This window comes from Sanguibacter inulinus (assembly GCF_013415325.1).
GTDB classification, from domain to species: Bacteria; Actinomycetota; Actinomycetes; order Actinomycetales; family Cellulomonadaceae; genus Sanguibacter; species Sanguibacter inulinus.
The window spans coordinates 15,828-32,041 of sequence record NZ_JACBYE010000034.1; the positions used below are offsets into that span (position 1 = coordinate 15,828).

General features: G+C 72.4%; 15 protein-coding genes. 9 read left to right on the plus strand and 6 right to left on the minus strand.

The window, feature by feature from the left end; translation table 11 throughout:
• Positions 1-96 precede the first annotated feature (96 nt).
• From HZZ10_RS13090 to HZZ10_RS13100, 3 genes are all read right to left on the minus strand, one after another.
• Positions 97-1,860: a LasA N-terminal domain-containing protein gene (locus HZZ10_RS13090; protein ID WP_179913841.1), complete on the minus strand. Its 1,764-nt coding sequence runs from the start codon at positions 1,858-1,860 to the stop codon at positions 97-99.
• Positions 1,857-2,525 (minus strand): hypothetical protein, encoded by a 669-nt coding sequence (locus HZZ10_RS13095; RefSeq protein ID WP_179913842.1) that lies wholly within the window; start codon positions 2,523-2,525, stop codon positions 1,857-1,859. The genes HZZ10_RS13090 and HZZ10_RS13095 overlap by 4 nt, the downstream gene beginning before the upstream one ends.
• A gap of 254 nt (positions 2,526-2,779) precedes the next feature.
• On the minus strand, positions 2,780-3,394 hold the full coding sequence (locus HZZ10_RS13100) for a dTDP-4-dehydrorhamnose 3,5-epimerase family protein (protein ID WP_179913843.1): 615 nt from the start codon (positions 3,392-3,394) through the stop codon (positions 2,780-2,782).
• A gap of 102 nt (positions 3,395-3,496) precedes the next feature.
• Here HZZ10_RS13100 and rfbD point away from each other — a divergent pair, with 102 nt between their 5' ends.
• Positions 3,497-4,405, plus strand: a complete 909-nt coding sequence (gene rfbD, locus HZZ10_RS13105) for a dTDP-4-dehydrorhamnose reductase (protein WP_308507577.1) — start codon at positions 3,497-3,499, stop codon at positions 4,403-4,405.
• Positions 4,406-4,424: 19 nt separating this feature from the next.
• On the opposite strand, the gene rfbA is transcribed toward rfbD, so the two are convergent.
• Positions 4,425-5,303 (minus strand): glucose-1-phosphate thymidylyltransferase RfbA, encoded by an 879-nt coding sequence (gene rfbA / locus HZZ10_RS13110; protein ID WP_179913844.1) that lies wholly within the window; start codon positions 5,301-5,303, stop codon positions 4,425-4,427.
• 49 nt (positions 5,304-5,352) lie between these two features.
• Entirely contained in the window at positions 5,353-6,129 is a 777-nt protein-coding gene (locus tag HZZ10_RS13115) for a TIGR03089 family protein (RefSeq protein ID WP_179913845.1), read from the minus strand.
• Between the two features lie 222 nt (positions 6,130-6,351).
• Between HZZ10_RS13115 and HZZ10_RS13120 the strand changes: the two genes are divergently transcribed.
• The 3 genes from HZZ10_RS13120 to HZZ10_RS13130 all read left to right on the plus strand — a co-directional run bounded on the left by HZZ10_RS13120 (position 6,352) and on the right by HZZ10_RS13130 (position 12,145).
• Complete coding sequence (locus HZZ10_RS13120) at positions 6,352-6,687, plus strand: WhiB family transcriptional regulator (protein ID WP_056136813.1); 336 nt, start codon at positions 6,352-6,354, stop codon at positions 6,685-6,687.
• A gap of 137 nt (positions 6,688-6,824) precedes the next feature.
• On the plus strand, positions 6,825-10,385 hold the full coding sequence (locus HZZ10_RS13125; protein ID WP_179913846.1) for a glycosyltransferase family 2 protein: 3,561 nt from the start codon (positions 6,825-6,827) through the stop codon (positions 10,383-10,385).
• Entirely contained in the window at positions 10,382-12,145 is a 1,764-nt protein-coding gene (locus HZZ10_RS13130; RefSeq protein WP_179913847.1) for a DUF5719 family protein, read from the plus strand. The genes HZZ10_RS13125 and HZZ10_RS13130 overlap by 4 nt, the downstream gene beginning before the upstream one ends.
• 78 nt (positions 12,146-12,223) lie before the next feature.
• Here the strand turns inward: HZZ10_RS13130 and HZZ10_RS13135 are convergent, their stop codons facing one another.
• Positions 12,224-12,670, minus strand: a complete 447-nt coding sequence (locus HZZ10_RS13135) for a metallopeptidase family protein (RefSeq protein WP_228087551.1) — start codon at positions 12,668-12,670, stop codon at positions 12,224-12,226.
• Between the two features lie 232 nt (positions 12,671-12,902).
• Here HZZ10_RS13135 and HZZ10_RS13140 point away from each other — a divergent pair, with 232 nt between their 5' ends.
• From HZZ10_RS13140 to HZZ10_RS13160, 5 genes are read left to right on the plus strand one after another with little or no spacing between them, the layout of a single operon-like run.
• Positions 12,903-13,259 (plus strand): DUF3499 domain-containing protein, encoded by a 357-nt coding sequence (locus HZZ10_RS13140; protein ID WP_056136819.1) that lies wholly within the window; start codon positions 12,903-12,905, stop codon positions 13,257-13,259.
• A gap of 6 nt (positions 13,260-13,265) precedes the next feature.
• Positions 13,266-13,541, plus strand: coding sequence for a hypothetical protein (locus HZZ10_RS13145; protein ID WP_179913848.1), 276 nt, complete (start codon positions 13,266-13,268; stop codon positions 13,539-13,541).
• Positions 13,542-13,552: 11 nt separating this feature from the next.
• Positions 13,553-15,145 carry a phosphomannomutase/phosphoglucomutase gene (locus HZZ10_RS13150; protein WP_179913849.1) on the plus strand — a complete coding sequence of 531 codons (1,593 nt, stop codon included), beginning with the start codon at positions 13,553-13,555 and terminating at the stop codon, positions 15,143-15,145.
• Complete coding sequence (locus HZZ10_RS13155) at positions 15,142-15,372, plus strand: Trm112 family protein (protein WP_056136823.1); 231 nt, start codon at positions 15,142-15,144, stop codon at positions 15,370-15,372. Before HZZ10_RS13150 ends, HZZ10_RS13155 begins: the two co-directional genes overlap by 4 nt.
• A 3-nt stretch (positions 15,373-15,375) precedes the next feature.
• A complete protein-coding gene (locus HZZ10_RS13160; RefSeq protein ID WP_179913850.1) occupies positions 15,376-16,194 on the plus strand; it encodes an SDR family NAD(P)-dependent oxidoreductase in 819 nt (272 codons plus the stop codon).
• Positions 16,195-16,214 lie beyond the last annotated feature (20 nt).

A 16,214-nucleotide genomic window follows, 5' to 3' on the forward strand; every position in this document is an offset into this window, starting at 1 on the left:
GGGAGTCCGGGAGTCCGGGAGTCCGGGAGTCCGGGAGTCCGGGAGTCCGGGAGCCTGGACCCGGCCACACGTGGCCGGGCCCAGGCTCTGCGGACGTCAGCGGTAGGTGATGTTGGTCTTCCCTGTGCGCCCGTCGTGGGTGATGCGACCGCCTTCGAAGGCCTGTGTGGTCGTCGTGCCGGAGACCGTCGGCTCAGAGGTGGCGTACCCGAGACGGCCGTTCTCCCATCCACCCGCGCCCCAGGCTGTCAGGATCGCGCCGTTCACGCCCTTCGCGCCGTACATCGGGGTCCAGTAGACGGCGCCCCTCTCGAAGTTCTGCACTGCGCCGCCGGCCCGGAGACCCGTACGCTCGCCGGTCGTCGGGTAGCCGAAGGAACCCGCCTCCCACCCTCGTGCGGCCCACCAGGTCATGATGCCACCACGGACCGGCTGGATACCGTTCGCAGGGGTCTTGTAGAGCGATCCGCCCTCGAAGGACTGCACGGCTCCGCGGCTGATCGCACGCTCGCTCGTGATCGGGTACCCGAGGGGGCCAGACTCCCAGCCGAGGGACGCCCAGCGCGTGGCGAACGGGATGCTGAGGGTCTGCGCCCCGCCCACCCTGCTCCAGTACATGTGCCCGGCCTCGAAGGACTGCACGAGCCCGCCGTCCCGGAGCCCACGCTGCGCGGTGACTGGATAGCCGAGCCAGCTGCTCTCCCAGCCGAGCGCTGCCCACCGCGACGCGATCGCACCTCGGACAGGCTGCGCACCTCCGACAGGGCTCCAGTACATGTAGCCGCCCTCGAAGGTCTGCACCGAGCCCTTGAGGCGGGTGAGGGTCTTCTCAGCGGAGGCCGGGTAGCCGAGCACCCCGCCCTCCCATCCGGTCAGACCCCACCCTGTGGCGATGCCGCCGCGGACGATGAACGCGCGGGCAGCGGGCGTCCAGTAGATGGTGCCGTTGGTGAACCGCTGCAGCGCGCCGCCGCGGACCAGGCCCGGAACCTCGTTGGACGTCGGAGAACCGAGAAGGGCCTTGTTGGCGGCGTACAGAGCCCCGATGCCTCCGAAGGTCTCGTACTGGGTCGAGCCGAACCAGTCGGTGAAGAACTTCGCGAAGTTGAAGTTGCCGTAGGACGAGCAGCCGTCGGGGCGGCCGGCGAGCAGGGCGCCGTTGGGCGTGTACGGCGTGTAGTTGTAGAGGCTCGCGGTGGCCTGGTTCTCGATGTAGACCGTCGCGCTGCCGCATGCCGCGTTCGGGTGCAGGCGCACCGCCTGGGTGCGGCCTGCGACGTGCGCGTAGCCATAAGGGTTCTGCGCGTACCGTCGGAACTGGGACGCCGCATTGTAGACCTGGTTGAAGAACCCGTAGTAGGTGTCGTCGCACGGAGCTCCGTCAGGGCAGCCGAAACCCGTCGCGATCTGGTACTTGCGAGGCGTGAGCGCGGCACCGCTCGCTGTGACCAGGCTCTGCTCCTTCTGCAGGAGGACGAGCAAGACCTGCGGGTTGATGCCGCAGGCGGTGCCGATCCGCTGGATGATCGTCGCCGCGGACTCGTTGGCTGCGCCCGAGTAGGTGGCGCACCTCGGAGTCGCAGCCCGCGTGGGTGTCGACTGGCGGAAGTCCTTGAGGCAGGGGATCCCCGCCGCGGAGGCGACGCAGGACGCGCCCTTCTGGTTGAGGAACGTCTGGACGTCATTGGCCGACATCGACGCGGAGTTGTTGAAGACCCCGTCCGACATGATCATGCCGGGGCGGAAGGCAGCAGCCTCCGCTGGAGCCTGGACTCCGGGGAGGAGCTGGGCCAAGAGGGCCGCGAGGAGCACGAGGACGAATGCTGCGGGAGCCCTCCGAGACGTGGATGCCGTGCTCATCGGATCGTCACCGTCGTCGCCGCGCTGACGCCTGAACGGGTGGAGGAGTCGTATCCGATGGTCGCCGACCACTCACCGAGGGCGAGCCCGGTCGTCGTCATCGTCAGCCCACCGCACACCGTGGTCGTGGCATCGGCCTCAGCGGGGGCCTCGATGGTCAGGACCTCGGCGCCGCGGGTCAGGGTGAGCGAGCAGGTGCCGCCTTCCTCGACCTCGGTGACGTAGCCGCTGGCGAGGACCGCACCGGCGACAAGATCGGTCGAGGCGAGCGTGATCTGCACGTCGGCGGTGCCGAGCGCAGGGTCGGCCGGACGCTCGAGGTCACCCTCGGCGGGCGCGACGGCGTCGGGGAGCTCGGCGTCCGGGAGCGCGGCGTTGGGCTCGACGGAGGCTGCCCCGCCCTCGTCCGTCTGGACAGGCACGGACGGTGCGTCCGTCGCAGGCGCGTCGTCGGAGGGCACCGCCGCAGGGTCTGTGCCGTCCGTCGGGGTGCTGGTCGAGGTGTCGGTCGGGGCACCCTCGGTGGGGACCTCGGTCGCCTCGGCCGGGCTGGTCTCGGTCACGGGAGCGCTCGGGTCGTCTGACGGCACCGCCTGTGCGGCGATGGCGAGAGACAGGACGAGAAGGGGCGCCGCCGCGACCGCGAGTGCGGTCTGACGTTTCATGTGGGTGTTCCCTCGTTGGGTCGCAGAGGTCGCACGTCGCCCCTGCAGACGATGTTCACAGTGCGGTCACAGTACCTAGACGGTCTCTAAGTACCACCTACGCCACGCCCTGTCGTGACCGCACCGTGTTCTCCGTCCCCCATCCTCCGCTGCCGCGAGCAGGCGTCGCCGGCTCGTCGCGACCGTTGCCCGCAGCTGCCCGTGCCGGTTCGCGCGTGAAGGTGCTGGCTCGGGGTGGCCCAGCCTCAGCGAGGTCAGACGAGGCCGGCGAGGAACTGCTCGACATCACCCGACGAGGGCAGCAGCCCGCTCTCGAGGGCTTCTGCGAGGGTCGGTGCCGCAGCGTCCTTCTCGGACAGCTCGTAGCGCAGCGGTGAGCCGTCCCGAGCCGTCGTCGGCCAGTCGATGCCGATCGCAGGGTCGAGGGGGTGCACGCCGTGCTCACGGCCGGGCGCGTAGGGCGCGGAGCACAGGTAGAGCACGGTCGAGCTGTCCTCGAGGGACAAGAAGGCGTGCCCGAGCCCCTCCGAGAGGTAGATCGCCCGACGGTCGACGTCGTCGAGCAGGACCGAGTCCCACTGCCCGTAGGTCGGTGAGCCGACGCGGATGTCGACGACCACGTCGAGGACCGCTCCGCGTGCGCAGGTCACGTACTTCGCCTGCCCAGGGGGCAGGTCCGCGAAATGGATGCCACGCAGCACCCCGGCGGCCGAGACCGAGAGGTTGGCCTGCGCGAGAGAGAGGTCGTGACCGGCCTCCTCCGCGAAGGGCGCGCCCTTGAACCACTCGAGGAACACCCCGCGGGGATCGCCGAACTGCTTCGGCGTGATCTCCCACGCACCGGGCACTGACAGCTGTCGGAACTCCACAGGTCTCTCTCCTTCGTGACGGGACGGCCATCGTAGTCGTGCCTGTCGCCGATAGGCTGGTCCGGGCTCGCGGCTGCGGGACCCACGACGACAGGAGACATCGTGCACGAGGACAGCGGGACGCAGCGCGCACCCGGGACGCCGACCCCCGAGACGACGGCGCGCTGGGCGGTCGTCGGGGCTGCCGGCATGCTCGGCCACGACATGGTCGCGCGCCTGGAGCGCGGTGGGCGTGACGTCACCGGGCTGGTACGCGACACCCTCGACGTCACCGACGCCGCCGCGTGCGTCGAGGTGCTCGCGGGCTTCGACGTGGTGGTCAACTGCACGGCGTGGACGGCGGTCGACGACGCCGAGACCCACGAGGCGGCGGCCTTCGCGGTCAACGCCGTGGGCGCGGCGAACCTCGCCCGGGCAGCCGCGGCGCACGGCGCACGCCTCGTGCAGGTGTCGACCGACTACGTGTTCGCCGGCTCGGCCACCCAGCCCTACGAGGCTGACGCGGAGATCGCGCCGGTCTCGGCGTACGGCCGGACCAAGGCGGCGGGGGAGTGGGCTGTGCTCGCGGCGAGCCCCGAGCACATGGTCGTGCGCACGGCCTGGCTCTACGGCGCCGCAGGCGGGAGCTTCCCGCGGACCATCGCACGGGTGGCAGCCGAGCGCGGCGCAGTCTCGGTGGTCGACGACCAGCGCGGGCAGCCGACGTGGACGGGTGACGTGGCCGACCTCGTCCTCCGGCTGGTCGACGCCGAGGTGGCTGGCGGGATCTTCCACGCGACGTCTTCGGGAGAGGCGACGTGGTTCGACTTCGCCCGTGAGGCCGTGGCGACGGCTGGTCTCGACCCTGAGGTGGTGACGCCGACGACGAGCGCGGACTTCGTGCGGCCCGCGCCTCGCCCCGCCTACTCGGTCCTGGGGCACGCCAGCCTGGTGGCTGCCGGTGTCGAGCCGATCGGCGACTGGCGCGGACGCTGGGCAGTCGCCGGTCAGGACGTCGTCGCGACGTCCTGACCGGCGGGGCAGGGGCCGGTCAGCGCGGACCGGGCCCCTCGTCCAGCAGCCCGAGCAGGTAGCTGCCGTAGCCGGACTTGACGAGCGCGTGGGCGCGCTCGGCGAGCGCCTCGTCGTCGAGGAACCCGCGGCGCCAGGCGATCTCCTCGGGAGCGCCGATCTTCAGGCCCTGCCGGTTCTCGATCGTCCGGACGTAGTCCGACGCCTCGAGCAGCGAGTCGAAGGTCCCGGTGTCGAGCCACGCAGTCCCACGCGGGAGCACCTCGACCTGCAGCCGCCCCTGCTCGAGGTACGTGCGGTTCACGTCGGTGATCTCGTACTCCCCGCGGGGCGAGGGCGCGAGCGACCGGGCGATCTCGACGACGTCGTTGTCGTAGAAGTACAGCCCGGGCACCGCGTAGCTGCTCTTGGGGTGCGTCGGCTTCTCCTCGAGCGAGAGCGCCTTGCCTGCGTCGTCGAACTCGACCACGCCGTAGGCGGTGGGGTCGGACACCCTATAGGCGAAGACCGCGCCGCCGTCGATGTCGGTGAAGCGCGAGAGCTGGTTGCCCAGGCCGGGGCCGTAGAAGATGTTGTCGCCGAGCACGAGCGAGACCGAGTCGTCGCCGATGAAGTCTGCGCCGAGCACGAAGGCCTGGGCCAGCCCGTCGGGGACCTCTTGGACCGTGTACTGGATCGAGATGCCGAACTGCGACCCGTCGCCCAGCAGGCGCCGGAACTGCTCGGCGTCGTGGGGGGTGGTGATGACGAGGACGTCTCTGATCCCCGCGAGCATCAGCGTCGAGAGAGGGTAGTAGATCATCGGCTTGTCGTAGACGGGCACGAGCTGCTTCGAGACGCCGAGCGTGATCGGGTGGAGCCTGGTGCCGGACCCGCCGGCCAAGATGATTCCGCGCATCGTCACAGTCTGCCCGACTTCGTGCCGCAGCGTGTGCCTGACCGGCTGGTCAGCGCTGGGCCGTGACCCGCTCGGTCTCCACGAGGCGGGCCAGCCGGCCGGGCGGCAGCGTGCCGTCGTCGTCGGGCTGGACGAGCACGAGAGAACCGTCCGCGGCCCACAGGTCGAGCGCTGTGGCGAGCAGGCTGACGACAGCCCCCGGTCCCGCCGGCACCGCCACGAGGGTGCGGTCGCCGGGCGCCACGGGGTCGACCTGCGACCGTGACCAGTCGAGCAGCGCGGCGAAGGCCACGTCGCCTCGCGCTGAGCTCAGGGCGGTCTCGTCCGGGTCGAGCGGTGCGACGTACCCGACCTGGTCGCCGTAGGTCATGACGGCCGACGCGGCGTCGACGGTCCCGGGCGGGAGGTCCGCGCCGAAGCTCCGGGCGAGCGCGGGCAGCGCGACGGCGACGAGCTCGGTCCCACGGGGACGTGTGCCGTCCGGCGTAGTCCAGCGGTCGGGGGTCGCGGTGACCACGACGTCGGCGCCCGAGAGGTCTGCGGCGGGGTCCGAGGAGTCGTCCACGACGCGCAGGTGAGCACCGGCCCGCCACGTCGCGAGAGCCCAGACGAGGGTCCGCCAGTGCGGCGGCAGGTCGGTCACGACCACGGTGCCCGGCTCGGCGTCGAACTCCTCTACCAGCAGGTTCGTCGTCTTGGACACCCAGTTGACGAGCACCGCGCCCGACAGCTCGATGCGTTCGCCGCCGTCTCCGTACCAGGTCAGGCGTGGTCGTCCGGGCTCGGTCGTCAGGGCGCCGAGGAGGGAGGGCAGAGTGTGCGGCATAGCACGATCGTAGTCGGGCCACGAATCGCGGGGGTGTGCGGAACTTCACCCGCCCCTATGTCCTAAACGGAACAACTCGGCTTGACTCATAGAAGTGACACGCGTGTAATTTACGTCAACGGTCCACGCCGTGCGCCCTGAGAACGTGAGCGAGATCACGCTCATACGTCTGCCGCGGCTGCCGATCGTGAGACGACTGCTGATGCCCGGAGGGGGTGTGCCATGTGGGACCTGCTCGACGAGGACAAAGACTTCCCCACTGACGCGGGACTGACCGAGGACGCACCGCAGACGCTCGCGCCTGTGCTGCCGCTCTTCGGCGCCGCCGACGACGAGGCGATCATCGGGTGGCAGGAGCGCGCTCTGTGCGCCCAGACCGACCCCGAGGCGTTCTTCCCCGAGAAGGGCGGCTCGACCCGCGAGGCCAAGAAGGTCTGCGTGAGCTGCGACGTCAGGTCCGAGTGCCTCGACTACGCGCTCGAGAACGACGAGCGCTTCGGCATCTGGGGCGGGCTCTCCGAGCGCGAGCGCCGCAAGCTCAAGCGCCGCGCGGTCTGAACCACCCCTCCCCCCGGGGCACCTCCTCGACCGCACGCACCTGCGTGCGCGGCGCCCCACAGGCAGCACCCAGACTCGCGCCGCGCCGTGCTCGCCGCCGCCGGTCTGCGGGCGGTTGAGGCACTATGGACGACGGTATGACAACTCCGAGCCCTCTCCCCACGGCGGACCCGACCGCGGAGCGCACCCCCGCCGGGGTCGTGACCGCGATCCTCGTCACCCGTGGCACCACGCCCTATCTCGACGCCTCCCTCCGCGCCGTGCTGGCTGTCGACCGTGCTCCGTCGCGGGTCGTCGTTGCCGACACCTCCGAGGACTCGAGCGCACAGGTCGCCCCCGACCTCGCCGACCAGGTGGTCGTGCACAGGGTCCCCGGGGCTCGCTCCTTCGGGACCGCCGTCTCTGCGGTGCTCGCCGACCTCCCCGCCGTCGACAGCACGTGGCTCTGGCTGTTCCACGACGACTCCGCCCCCGAGCGCAGGTCGCTCGACCACCTGCTGCGCGCCCTCGAGCACACGAGCAACGTCGCCGTGGCCGGGTCCAAGCAGGTCCGCTGGGACGCCCCAGAGGAGCTGCTCGAGGTCGGCTACACGGTCTCCCGCAGCGGTCGCCGCATGACAGGCGTCGAAGACGGCGAGCTCGAGCAGGGCCAGCACGACTCCCGCGACGACGTCCTCGCGGTCGGCCTCACGGGTGCGCTCGTGCGCCGCTCGGTGTGGCTCGAGCTCCGGGGGACGGACCCCACCTACGGCGTCTTCGGCGACAGCCTCGACCTCTGCTACCGCGCCCGCCGCGCCGGTCACCGCGTGATCGTGGTGCCGACGGCGGTCGTGCACCACGCCAGGGCTTCCCTCACAGGGGAGCGCACCCGCACCGCGGCCGGTACCCGCACCGACGCGGCAGGCGCCTCCGACAGCCTCGTCTCGGGGGACCCGTCCTTCGGGCCGCGCCTGCGGTCCCAGCTGTTCTTCCTCGCCTCGACGCTGCCCGTCGTCGTGCTGCCGTTCTTCCTCGTCCTCGCCGTGGTCGCCGGTCCGGTCCGCGCGCTCTACAGGATCGCCGTCAAGCAGCCCGGCCAGGCGCTCGAAGAGATCTGGGCGCCGCTGTGGCTCGTCGGCCGGACCCCGCGGACCATCAGGGCGCGGACTGTCGCGGCCCGCACCAGCTCGGTGCCGCGCCGACGCCTGGCCCCGCTGCTGGCCACGACCCGTGACGTCATCACCTCTCACCAGGACCGCAGGCTCGCCGCGCGTGCCCGGCGCAAGGCGCTCCACAGGAACGACGACCTCGACCGCGCCGAGATCCGGCAGACCGGCAGGCGGCGTCGGCTCACGCTGCTCGGCCTGGTGCTGCTGCTCTGCGTCGTGACCGTCGTCGCCCTCGGACCCGCGGTCTCGACCCTCACCAGCACGGGGCGCGTCGTCGGCGGCGCCCTGCTCCCGGCTCGCGGCGGCTGGTCCGACCTGTGGCAGGCGATCTCCGGCGGTTGGGTCCGTGACGGCCTCGGTGCCTCCGCGCCGGCCGACCCGCTGCTCACAGCCATCGCCCCGGTCACCGCGCTCACGGGTGGCGACCTCCAGCTCGCGGTCAACCTGCTCGTCGTCGCCGGGCTCGTGCTGTCGGGCCTCGGAGCCTGGTTCGCGGCCGGCGTCGTGACCCGGTCGCTGAGCCTGCGGTCCTGGGCGGTCCTGGTGTGGGTCGCCGCCCCGACGCTGCTCGCGGCGGTCGGGCAGGGGCGCCTCGGTGCGATCCTCGCCCATGCCGCGCTCCCGTGGTTCGCCCTCGCTCTCGTCCGAGCCCTCGGGCTCCAGCGCACCGACGTGTGGGGCCGGCTGCGCATGCGGTCGCAGGCCCGCGCAGACCAGCGCTTCCAGGACCGGGAGCGCGAGCGACTCGCCGCGCGTGCGGCTGCTGCGGCCGTCTCCGAGACGGCTGAGGCGAAGGAGGCGGCTGAGGCTGGCGGGACGGCTGAGGCGAGCGAGACCGCTGGTGCGGTCGAGAAGACCGCGGCTGACAAGCCTGTCGGTACCCACCCGGCCGGCCGGTCGACCGACGCGCTCACGGTGACTGTCGACGACCCCGACGACCTCTACGACGGCGCTGGCACGGGCCTCGACGCCGCGCCCGTCGACGCCGCGCCCCGCCCGGCGTCCTCTGCGGGACCACGCACGCCGGTCCGCGGTTCTCTCGCGGCCCTCGGCGCCGCAGCCCTGCTCTGCGCGGTGGTCGTCGCTGGAGCCCCTGTGCTCATGCTGCCGATCCTCGTGGCCCTGGTCGTCGTCGCCGCTGCCGCACCGCGGCACCGTCGTCCGCTGCTGCTCGTCCCCGTGCCCGCCCTCGCGGTCCTCGGGCCCCTCGTGGTCCGGGCCGTGGTGACCTGGGACAGCGGCGGCTGGCGCATCCTGCTCGGCGACCCCGGTCTCGCGACACCGTCGCAGGCACCCGTCGCGTGGCAGCAGCTGCTCGGCTTCCCTGGTCCTGCTCGTCCGTGGTTCGTCGCAGACGGCGTGTGGGCCGAGATCTGGCGGTACGCACCGGGGCTGCTCGGCGGGCTGCTCCTGCTCGCTGCGCTCGTCGGTCTGCTCCGCTCGGGCGGACGCGGCGCTGCCGCTCGTGCCGGCTGGGCTGTCGCAGCCCTCGGTCTGGCGACAGCACTCGTCTCCGGTGCGACAGTCGTCGCCGCAGGGGTCGACGGCGCCGTGACGGGATGGCCCGGCGCAGGGCTCTCGCTCATGACCCTGGGTCTGCTCGCCGCTGCCCTCCTCGGGCTCGACGGTCTCAGCGAGAAGGCTGTGAGTCACACCTTCGGCTGGCGGCAGGTGGCCGTCGGCGCGCTCGCGACAGTGTTGGCTGCCGTCCCGCTCGCGGGGCTGACGGCATGGACCGTCCAGGCCCGCAGCGACGACAGCCCGGTGCTCGTGCAGTCGCTCGACCGGGCGATCGTGCCGGCCGTCGGTCAGCAGATGCAGGACTCCGGTCGCCAGGCCCGGGTGCTCGCCCTCGAGGTCGGCGCCGACGGCTCGGTCCACTACCAGCTGCTCCACGACGACGGACCCCAGCTCGTCGACTCCTCGGTGGTCGTCGACGTCGCCCGTCTGACGAACCGTCCCGACAGCCTCGCCGAGCCTGTCGCCCAGCTGTCTGCAGGGCTCGACGGCGACCAGGTCGCGGTCCTCGGCGAGGCGGGGATCGGCGCTGTCCTCGTGCCGCCGTCCCCTGACCTCGCCAGGGCCGAGCTCGTCAGCCGCATCGACACCGTCGCCGGTCTCGAGCGGATCACCGAGAACGAGTCGGGCACGATCTGGCGGGTCGCACCCGACGGCTCGGCCGAGACCGCGCTCCAGCCCGGGTGGGCCGACGTCTACAGCCCGGACGAGAGCGGGACCCTCGTGCCGTCAGGTGTCCTGGCCGCAGAGCCGCTGCGCGTCGACGTCGAGGTGCCTGCCGGTGCTGCGGGGCGGGTGGTCGTGCTGGCCGAGAACTACGCGCCGGGGTGGCGTGCGACGCTCGACGGGCAGCCGCTGCGGTCGGTCGGCGACGAGCAGCCTGCCTTCGAGCTCGGCGCTGCCGGCGGTCATCTCGTGGTCGAGTACGAGCGAGCCAGCCGTGCACCGTGGTTGATCCTGCAGGGCACCGTGCTCGTGGTCTTCGTGCTGCTCGCCCTGCCGGTCCGTCGTCGTCGAGGAGGGGCCCGATGAGCCCGCGCACCACACCCGAGCGCCGCCTGCGCCGCAGGTCCGCCACGCGGGCCGTGGTCGCGAGCCTCGCGGTCGTCGCGGTCACGGGCTCCCTCGCCGCCTTCGGCGACGACCTCTGGTCCGCCGGTGCCCTCGACGTCCCTGCGGGCGAGCAGGTCGCGGTCGAGGCACGCACGGCCACGCTCGTCTGCCCGGCTCCCGTGACCCTCGCCGACCCTGGCACGACAGGTGACAGCGAGTTCGGCTCGACGCCTGTCGCGACCGCCTCGACCCTCCAGGTCGCGGCCTTCGGCTCCGCCACCACCTCCGTGCTCAGCCCGCTCTCGACAGGCAGCGCGGCGGGGCCCGAGCGGACGGTCCAGGGCGCCGACCCGAGCGCCTACGCGCTCCTCGAGCAGAGCGGCAGCGCGGAGGCCGTGCGCTCGACGACGTCAGCCGGCGACGGGTCCGACACCTCGGCGAGCGCGTCCTCGCTCACCACCTCGGGTGACCTCCGCGGCCTCGCCGCGGCCAGCTGCGCCGCGCCCGGGGTGGACCAGTGGCTCGTCGGGGGAGGCACCGAGCTCGGGTCGAGCAGCCGTCTCACCCTCGCGAACCCGAGCCGCACCCCGGCGACCGTGACCCTTGAGCTCTGGGGACCGTCAGGGCCGATCGACCCCGCTGGACCCACCACCTATCTCGTGCCCCCGGGCGAGCAGGTCTCGACGCTCGTCGAGGGCCTCGCCGCCCAGCAGCGTGGCATCGTCGTCCGGGCCAGCTCGACGGGGGCCCTCGTCACCGCGACGCTCCAGCACTCCGTCCTGGACGGTCTGACCGCCCGCGGTGTCGACCTCGTGGTCGCGGGGGAGGCCCCGGCCACGGCGCAGACCCTCGCCGGGCTGACCGTCGAGGCCTCCGAGATCGGCGACGACGACGTGGCCTCGGTCCGCCTGCTCGCACCCGAGGGCGACGCCACGGCGACGATCATCGTCTTGGGTGCCGACGGGCAGCGTGTCCTGCGCGGCGCGCAGACCGCCGACCTCGTCGCCGGGACCGTGACCGACGTGAGCCTGTCCGGCCTGCCGGCAGGGACCTATTCCGTCGTCGTGCAGTCCGACGCACCCGTCGTCGCCGGTGCCGTGACGACCCAGACCGGGAAGGCCGACCGCGACGAGCCGTTGCTCGGCACACCGGTCGACCGGACCTGGATCGCCTCGCAGCGCGGCAGCGCGACGAGCCCGAGCAGCGTCGTGCTGCCCGACGGGACGCAGGGGACGGTGTCGCTCGTCGCGCTGCCTTCTGAGGTCGACGGCAGCACCGAGCTCGCCGACCAGGTCCCGATCGTCTACGACGAGGAGTCCGCCGCCGATGCCGCTGACGACGCTGCTGGTGACGACGCGACAGAAGAGCCGACCGCCGACGCGACAGCTGGCGACCCGACGTCGTGGGAACCGTCGACGCTGGGCACCCTCGAGGTCTACGGGACCGACGGAGGCCTGATCGTCGACCAGGACGTCGAGCTCGCCGTCGGGCAGACCACGACGGTCGACCTCGCCGACCTCGTCGAGAGCTCGGCAGCGCGGGGCGACGACGACACGGAGATCGGAGCCGTCCGCTTCGTGCCCGACCCGCAGGCCTCGACCGTGGCGGCCTGGGTCCTCACCGCCCGGGCGAGCGGCGTGACAGGGGCGATCAGCACCCTGCTGCCGACGGTCCCGAGCGCGGCGCAGGACGCGATCGTCGTGCGGCGCTCACCGACCGTCGGGCTGCCGCGCGAGTAGCCGGGCCTGGACGCATGCGCGTCCCGGTTCGTCTGTGCTCGGTCTCGCCCGCGCGGCCCCCGCCGTGCTGTCCACGGCTCAGCCGGGCTCGCGGAAGTGCGGGTCGATCTCCTCAGGGCTGCGGGCCAGCATGTGCGCGACCTGCTCGACGACCACGTCGCGCACCAGGTCGGCGAGGTCGGCCGCGTCGACTGCCCGTGACTCGACGGGGCGCCTGTACACGAGGATGCGTCCGGGCTGCCCGGACTCGGCCGGGAAGTAGCGGCCCATCGGCACGCCGCCGTGCTCCCACGGCGCCGGGTCGGAGGGCGGGACGTCCTCGACGGCGAACTCGGTCCCGGTGAGCTCTCGGCCCCACGACGCCTCGAGGCGCTGGACCGTGGCGAGCACGTGCTCGTCGAAGCGCTCGGCGCGGGTGCGGTGCGCCGGGACAGACATCGGCAGGAGAGGGCCGCGCATGCCACGACCGCGACGGTCGCGACGGCTGCCCCGGACGGTCGGGTCGGACGGGACGAGATCACGCATGCTGCCCAGCCTAGCCCTCGGGTCCGCCCGCGCCGTCAGGCGGACAGGCGGGCAGGCAACCTGCGGACCGACCCGCGGGTGGCGACGTCCGCGCGGCGCCCCGGAGCGGAGGTCGGTCCTCGGCGACGCCGTCCGTCCGAGCGGGTGAAGGTGGCCCCCTCGACGGTGTCAGGGCCGTCACGTCCGGCGTGGGACGCATGGCGCAGCGGTGGTGGGAGGTACCGTCTGCGGTGTGATCTCCGTACGCCAATGCTCCCGAACCGCCTGCGCGCGACCCGCAGTGGCGACGCTCACCTATGTGTACTCGGACTCGACGGCCGTCCTCGGGCCGCTCGCGCACATGGCGGAGCCCCACAGCTACGACCTCTGCGAGACGCACTCGGAGCGTCTGACGGCGCCGCGCGGCTGGGAGGTCGTGCGCCTCGCGCCCGCCTACGTCGACCAGGGTCCGACCCCCGACGACCTCGTCGCCCTCGCCGAGGCTGTCCGTGAGGCCGGCCGGCCCAAGCACCTGGCCGACCCTGAGCCCGTCCAGACGGGCGAGGTCGCGCGACGCGGGCACCTGCGCATCCTGCGCGGCGAAGGCTGACCAGCCGTGGTTGACACCGGTGGTGCGGCCGCGCCGCGGCGGCGCCGCAAGGCTCCGGCGCCAGACGTCCCGCTCGGCTCACTGAGCCAGCCGCGCACAGCCGCGCCCGGGCCGGCCTCGTGCCCCGGCTGCGCCTCCTCGTCGCTCACCCGCCTGTCGGTCAGCGGCTCAGGGGTCCCCGCGGTGTTCCTCTCCTGCCACGACTGCGAGCGCACGGGCTGGTACGCAGCCGCCGACGGCCGCCCCCTCGACAGGGACTCCGTGCTGGGGAGCGACACGTAGGATTGGTGCTCATGGAACCCCGTGACTCCACTCTCGCGTCTGACGGCCCGGCTCCGGTCGACCTCTCGGACCTCATCAAGTCCTACGACGTGCGCGGTGTGGTGCCCGAGCCCTTCAGCCCGGCGGTGGCCGAGGCCATCGGCGCGGCCTTCGCGACAGTCGTCGTGATCCCCGACGCGGGCGACGCGGCTGACGCGACACCGAGCGAGCCCGTCCTGGGCACTGCGGCTGCCACGGGCACGCGCCGCCGTCCGACGGTCGCCGTCGGTCACGACATGCGCGACTCTGGTCCTGAGCTCGTCGAGGCCTTCTCGCGCGGTCTCGTGGCCGCAGGGGTCGACGTCGTGCAGATCGGTCTGTGCTCGACCGACGGTCTGTACCACGCCTCCGGTGTGCTCGGCGTCCCGGGGGCGATGTTCACAGCCAGCCACAACCCGGCCCGCTACAACGGCATCAAGCTGTGCCGTGCGGGCGCGCGACCGGTCGGTCAGGACTCCGGTCTCGCCGAGATCAAGGCCCTCGCCGAGCAGTACCTCCGCTACGGCCTGCCCGGCCCGGCGACCGAGCTCGGCCAGACGAGCGAGCGCTCGACCCTCGGCGACTACGCGGCGTTCTTGCGCGGGCTCGTCGACATCTCGGGCATCCGCCCGCTCAAGGTCGTGGTCGACGCCGGCAACGGCATGGGCGGCTACACGGTCCCGGCGGTCCTCGAGACCGCTGCCGGGTTGCCGGCCCTCCCGCTCGAGATCGTGCCGCTGTACTTCGAGCTCGACGGGACCTTCCCGAACCACGAGGCGAACCCCCTCGACCCGAAGAACCTCGTCGACCTCCAGGCCGCCGTGGTCGAGCACGGCGCGGACCTCGGTCTCGCCTTCGACGGCGACGCTGACAGGTGCTTCGTGGTCGACGAGCAGGGGCAGGCCGTGAGCCCCTCGGCGATCACCTCGCTCGTCGGGCTGCGCGAGGTCGCCCGCGAGCTCGCGGAAGGGCGCACCCCCACGGTGATCCACAACCTCATCACGTCGCGGGCCGTACCGGACGTGCTCTCCGCCGCCGGTGCGACCGTGGTGCGCACCCGCGTGGGACACTCCTTCATCAAGGCGAAGATGGCCGAGCACGACGCGGTCTTCGGCGGTGAGCACAGCGCCCACTACTACTTCCGCGACTTCTTCTTCGCCGACACCGGCATGCTCGCCGCCCTGCACGTCCTCGCGGCGCTCGGCGAGCAGCCCCACCCGCTCTCCGACCTCGCCCTCGCCTACGAGCCGTACTCGGCCAGCGGGGAGATCAACTCCTCGGTCGACGACGTCGCGGCGGCGCGGGAGCGCGTCGTCCAGGCCTACGTCACCGAGGAGGGCGCCGGGCCTGTCACGGTCGACGAGCTCGACGGCCTCACGGTCACGCACTGGGACGAGCGTCCCCGCTGGTGGTTCAGCCTGCGTGCCTCGAACACCGAGCCGCTGCTGCGCCTCAACGTCGAGGCCGAGGACGAAGACATCATGGAGAAGGTCCGCGACGACGTGCTCTCGCTCGTCCGCGCGGCAGACTCCGCAGGCTCGACGACGACCGCACAGCAGGACGAGACGGACGAGGTGACGGCATGAGCACGCAGCAGCCCGGCGCGCAGGCGGCAGGCACGGGGAGCCCCTTCCCGATCGACCCGTGGGTGCGCGAGATCTTGCGCTGCCCGGTGAGCGGGGCGACCCTCGTCGACGGCGTCGGCCCTGACGGCTCGCCCGAGCTCCACTCGACGGCCGAGCACGAGCCGCTCGCCTACCCGGTCCGCGAGGGCATCCCGGTGCTGCTCGTCGACGACGCGCGCAGGCTCTAGGCCGTGCCGAAGACCATCGTCGTCACCGGTGCCAGCGACGGGATCGGTGCCGCTGCGGCGCGCCGGCTCGCCGCCTCGGGGGAGCGGGTGGTCGTCGTGGGCCGCTCGCCCGAGCGCACCCGCGCCGTCGCCGACGAGATCGGCGCCGACCACCACCTCGCCGACTTCGCCGACCTCTCCCAGGTCCGCCGGCTGGCCGGCGACCTGCTGGAGGCGTACCCGCAGATCGAGGTGCTCGCCAACAACGCCGGCGGGATCATGGGGGCCCGTCAGACGACCGTCGACGGGTACGAGAAGACCTTCCAGGTGAACCACCTCGCGCCCTTCCTGCTGACGCAGCTGCTCCTGCCCTCGCTCGTCGCAGGCAGGGCCACCGTGATCCAGACCGCGAGCATCGCGGCCCGTGTCTTCGCGAAGTTCGACATCGGCGACCTGCAGGGCGAGCATGCGTACTCCCCGCAGGCGGCCTACGGCAACGGCAAGCTCGCGAACATCCTCTTCACCTCCGAGCTGCAGAGACGCTACGGCGACCAGGGGATCTCGGCCGTGGCCTTCCACCCGGGCGTCGTCGCGACGAGCTTCGCGAGCGACACGACGCACCTCATGCGGTTCCTCTACCACACGCCGCTCAAGCGCCTCTTCACCATCAAGCCCGACAAGGCTGCCGACGAGCTCGTCTGGCTCGCGGAGGGGACACCGGGCGTCACCTTCACCCCCGGGGCCTACTACGAGTCGAAGGAGATCGCGAAGAACGTCAACCCGCTCTCGCTCGACGCGGACCTCGCCGCGCGGCTCTGGGAGGCGTCCGAGGCGCTGGTCTGACGACGCTGCGCGGGGGTGGA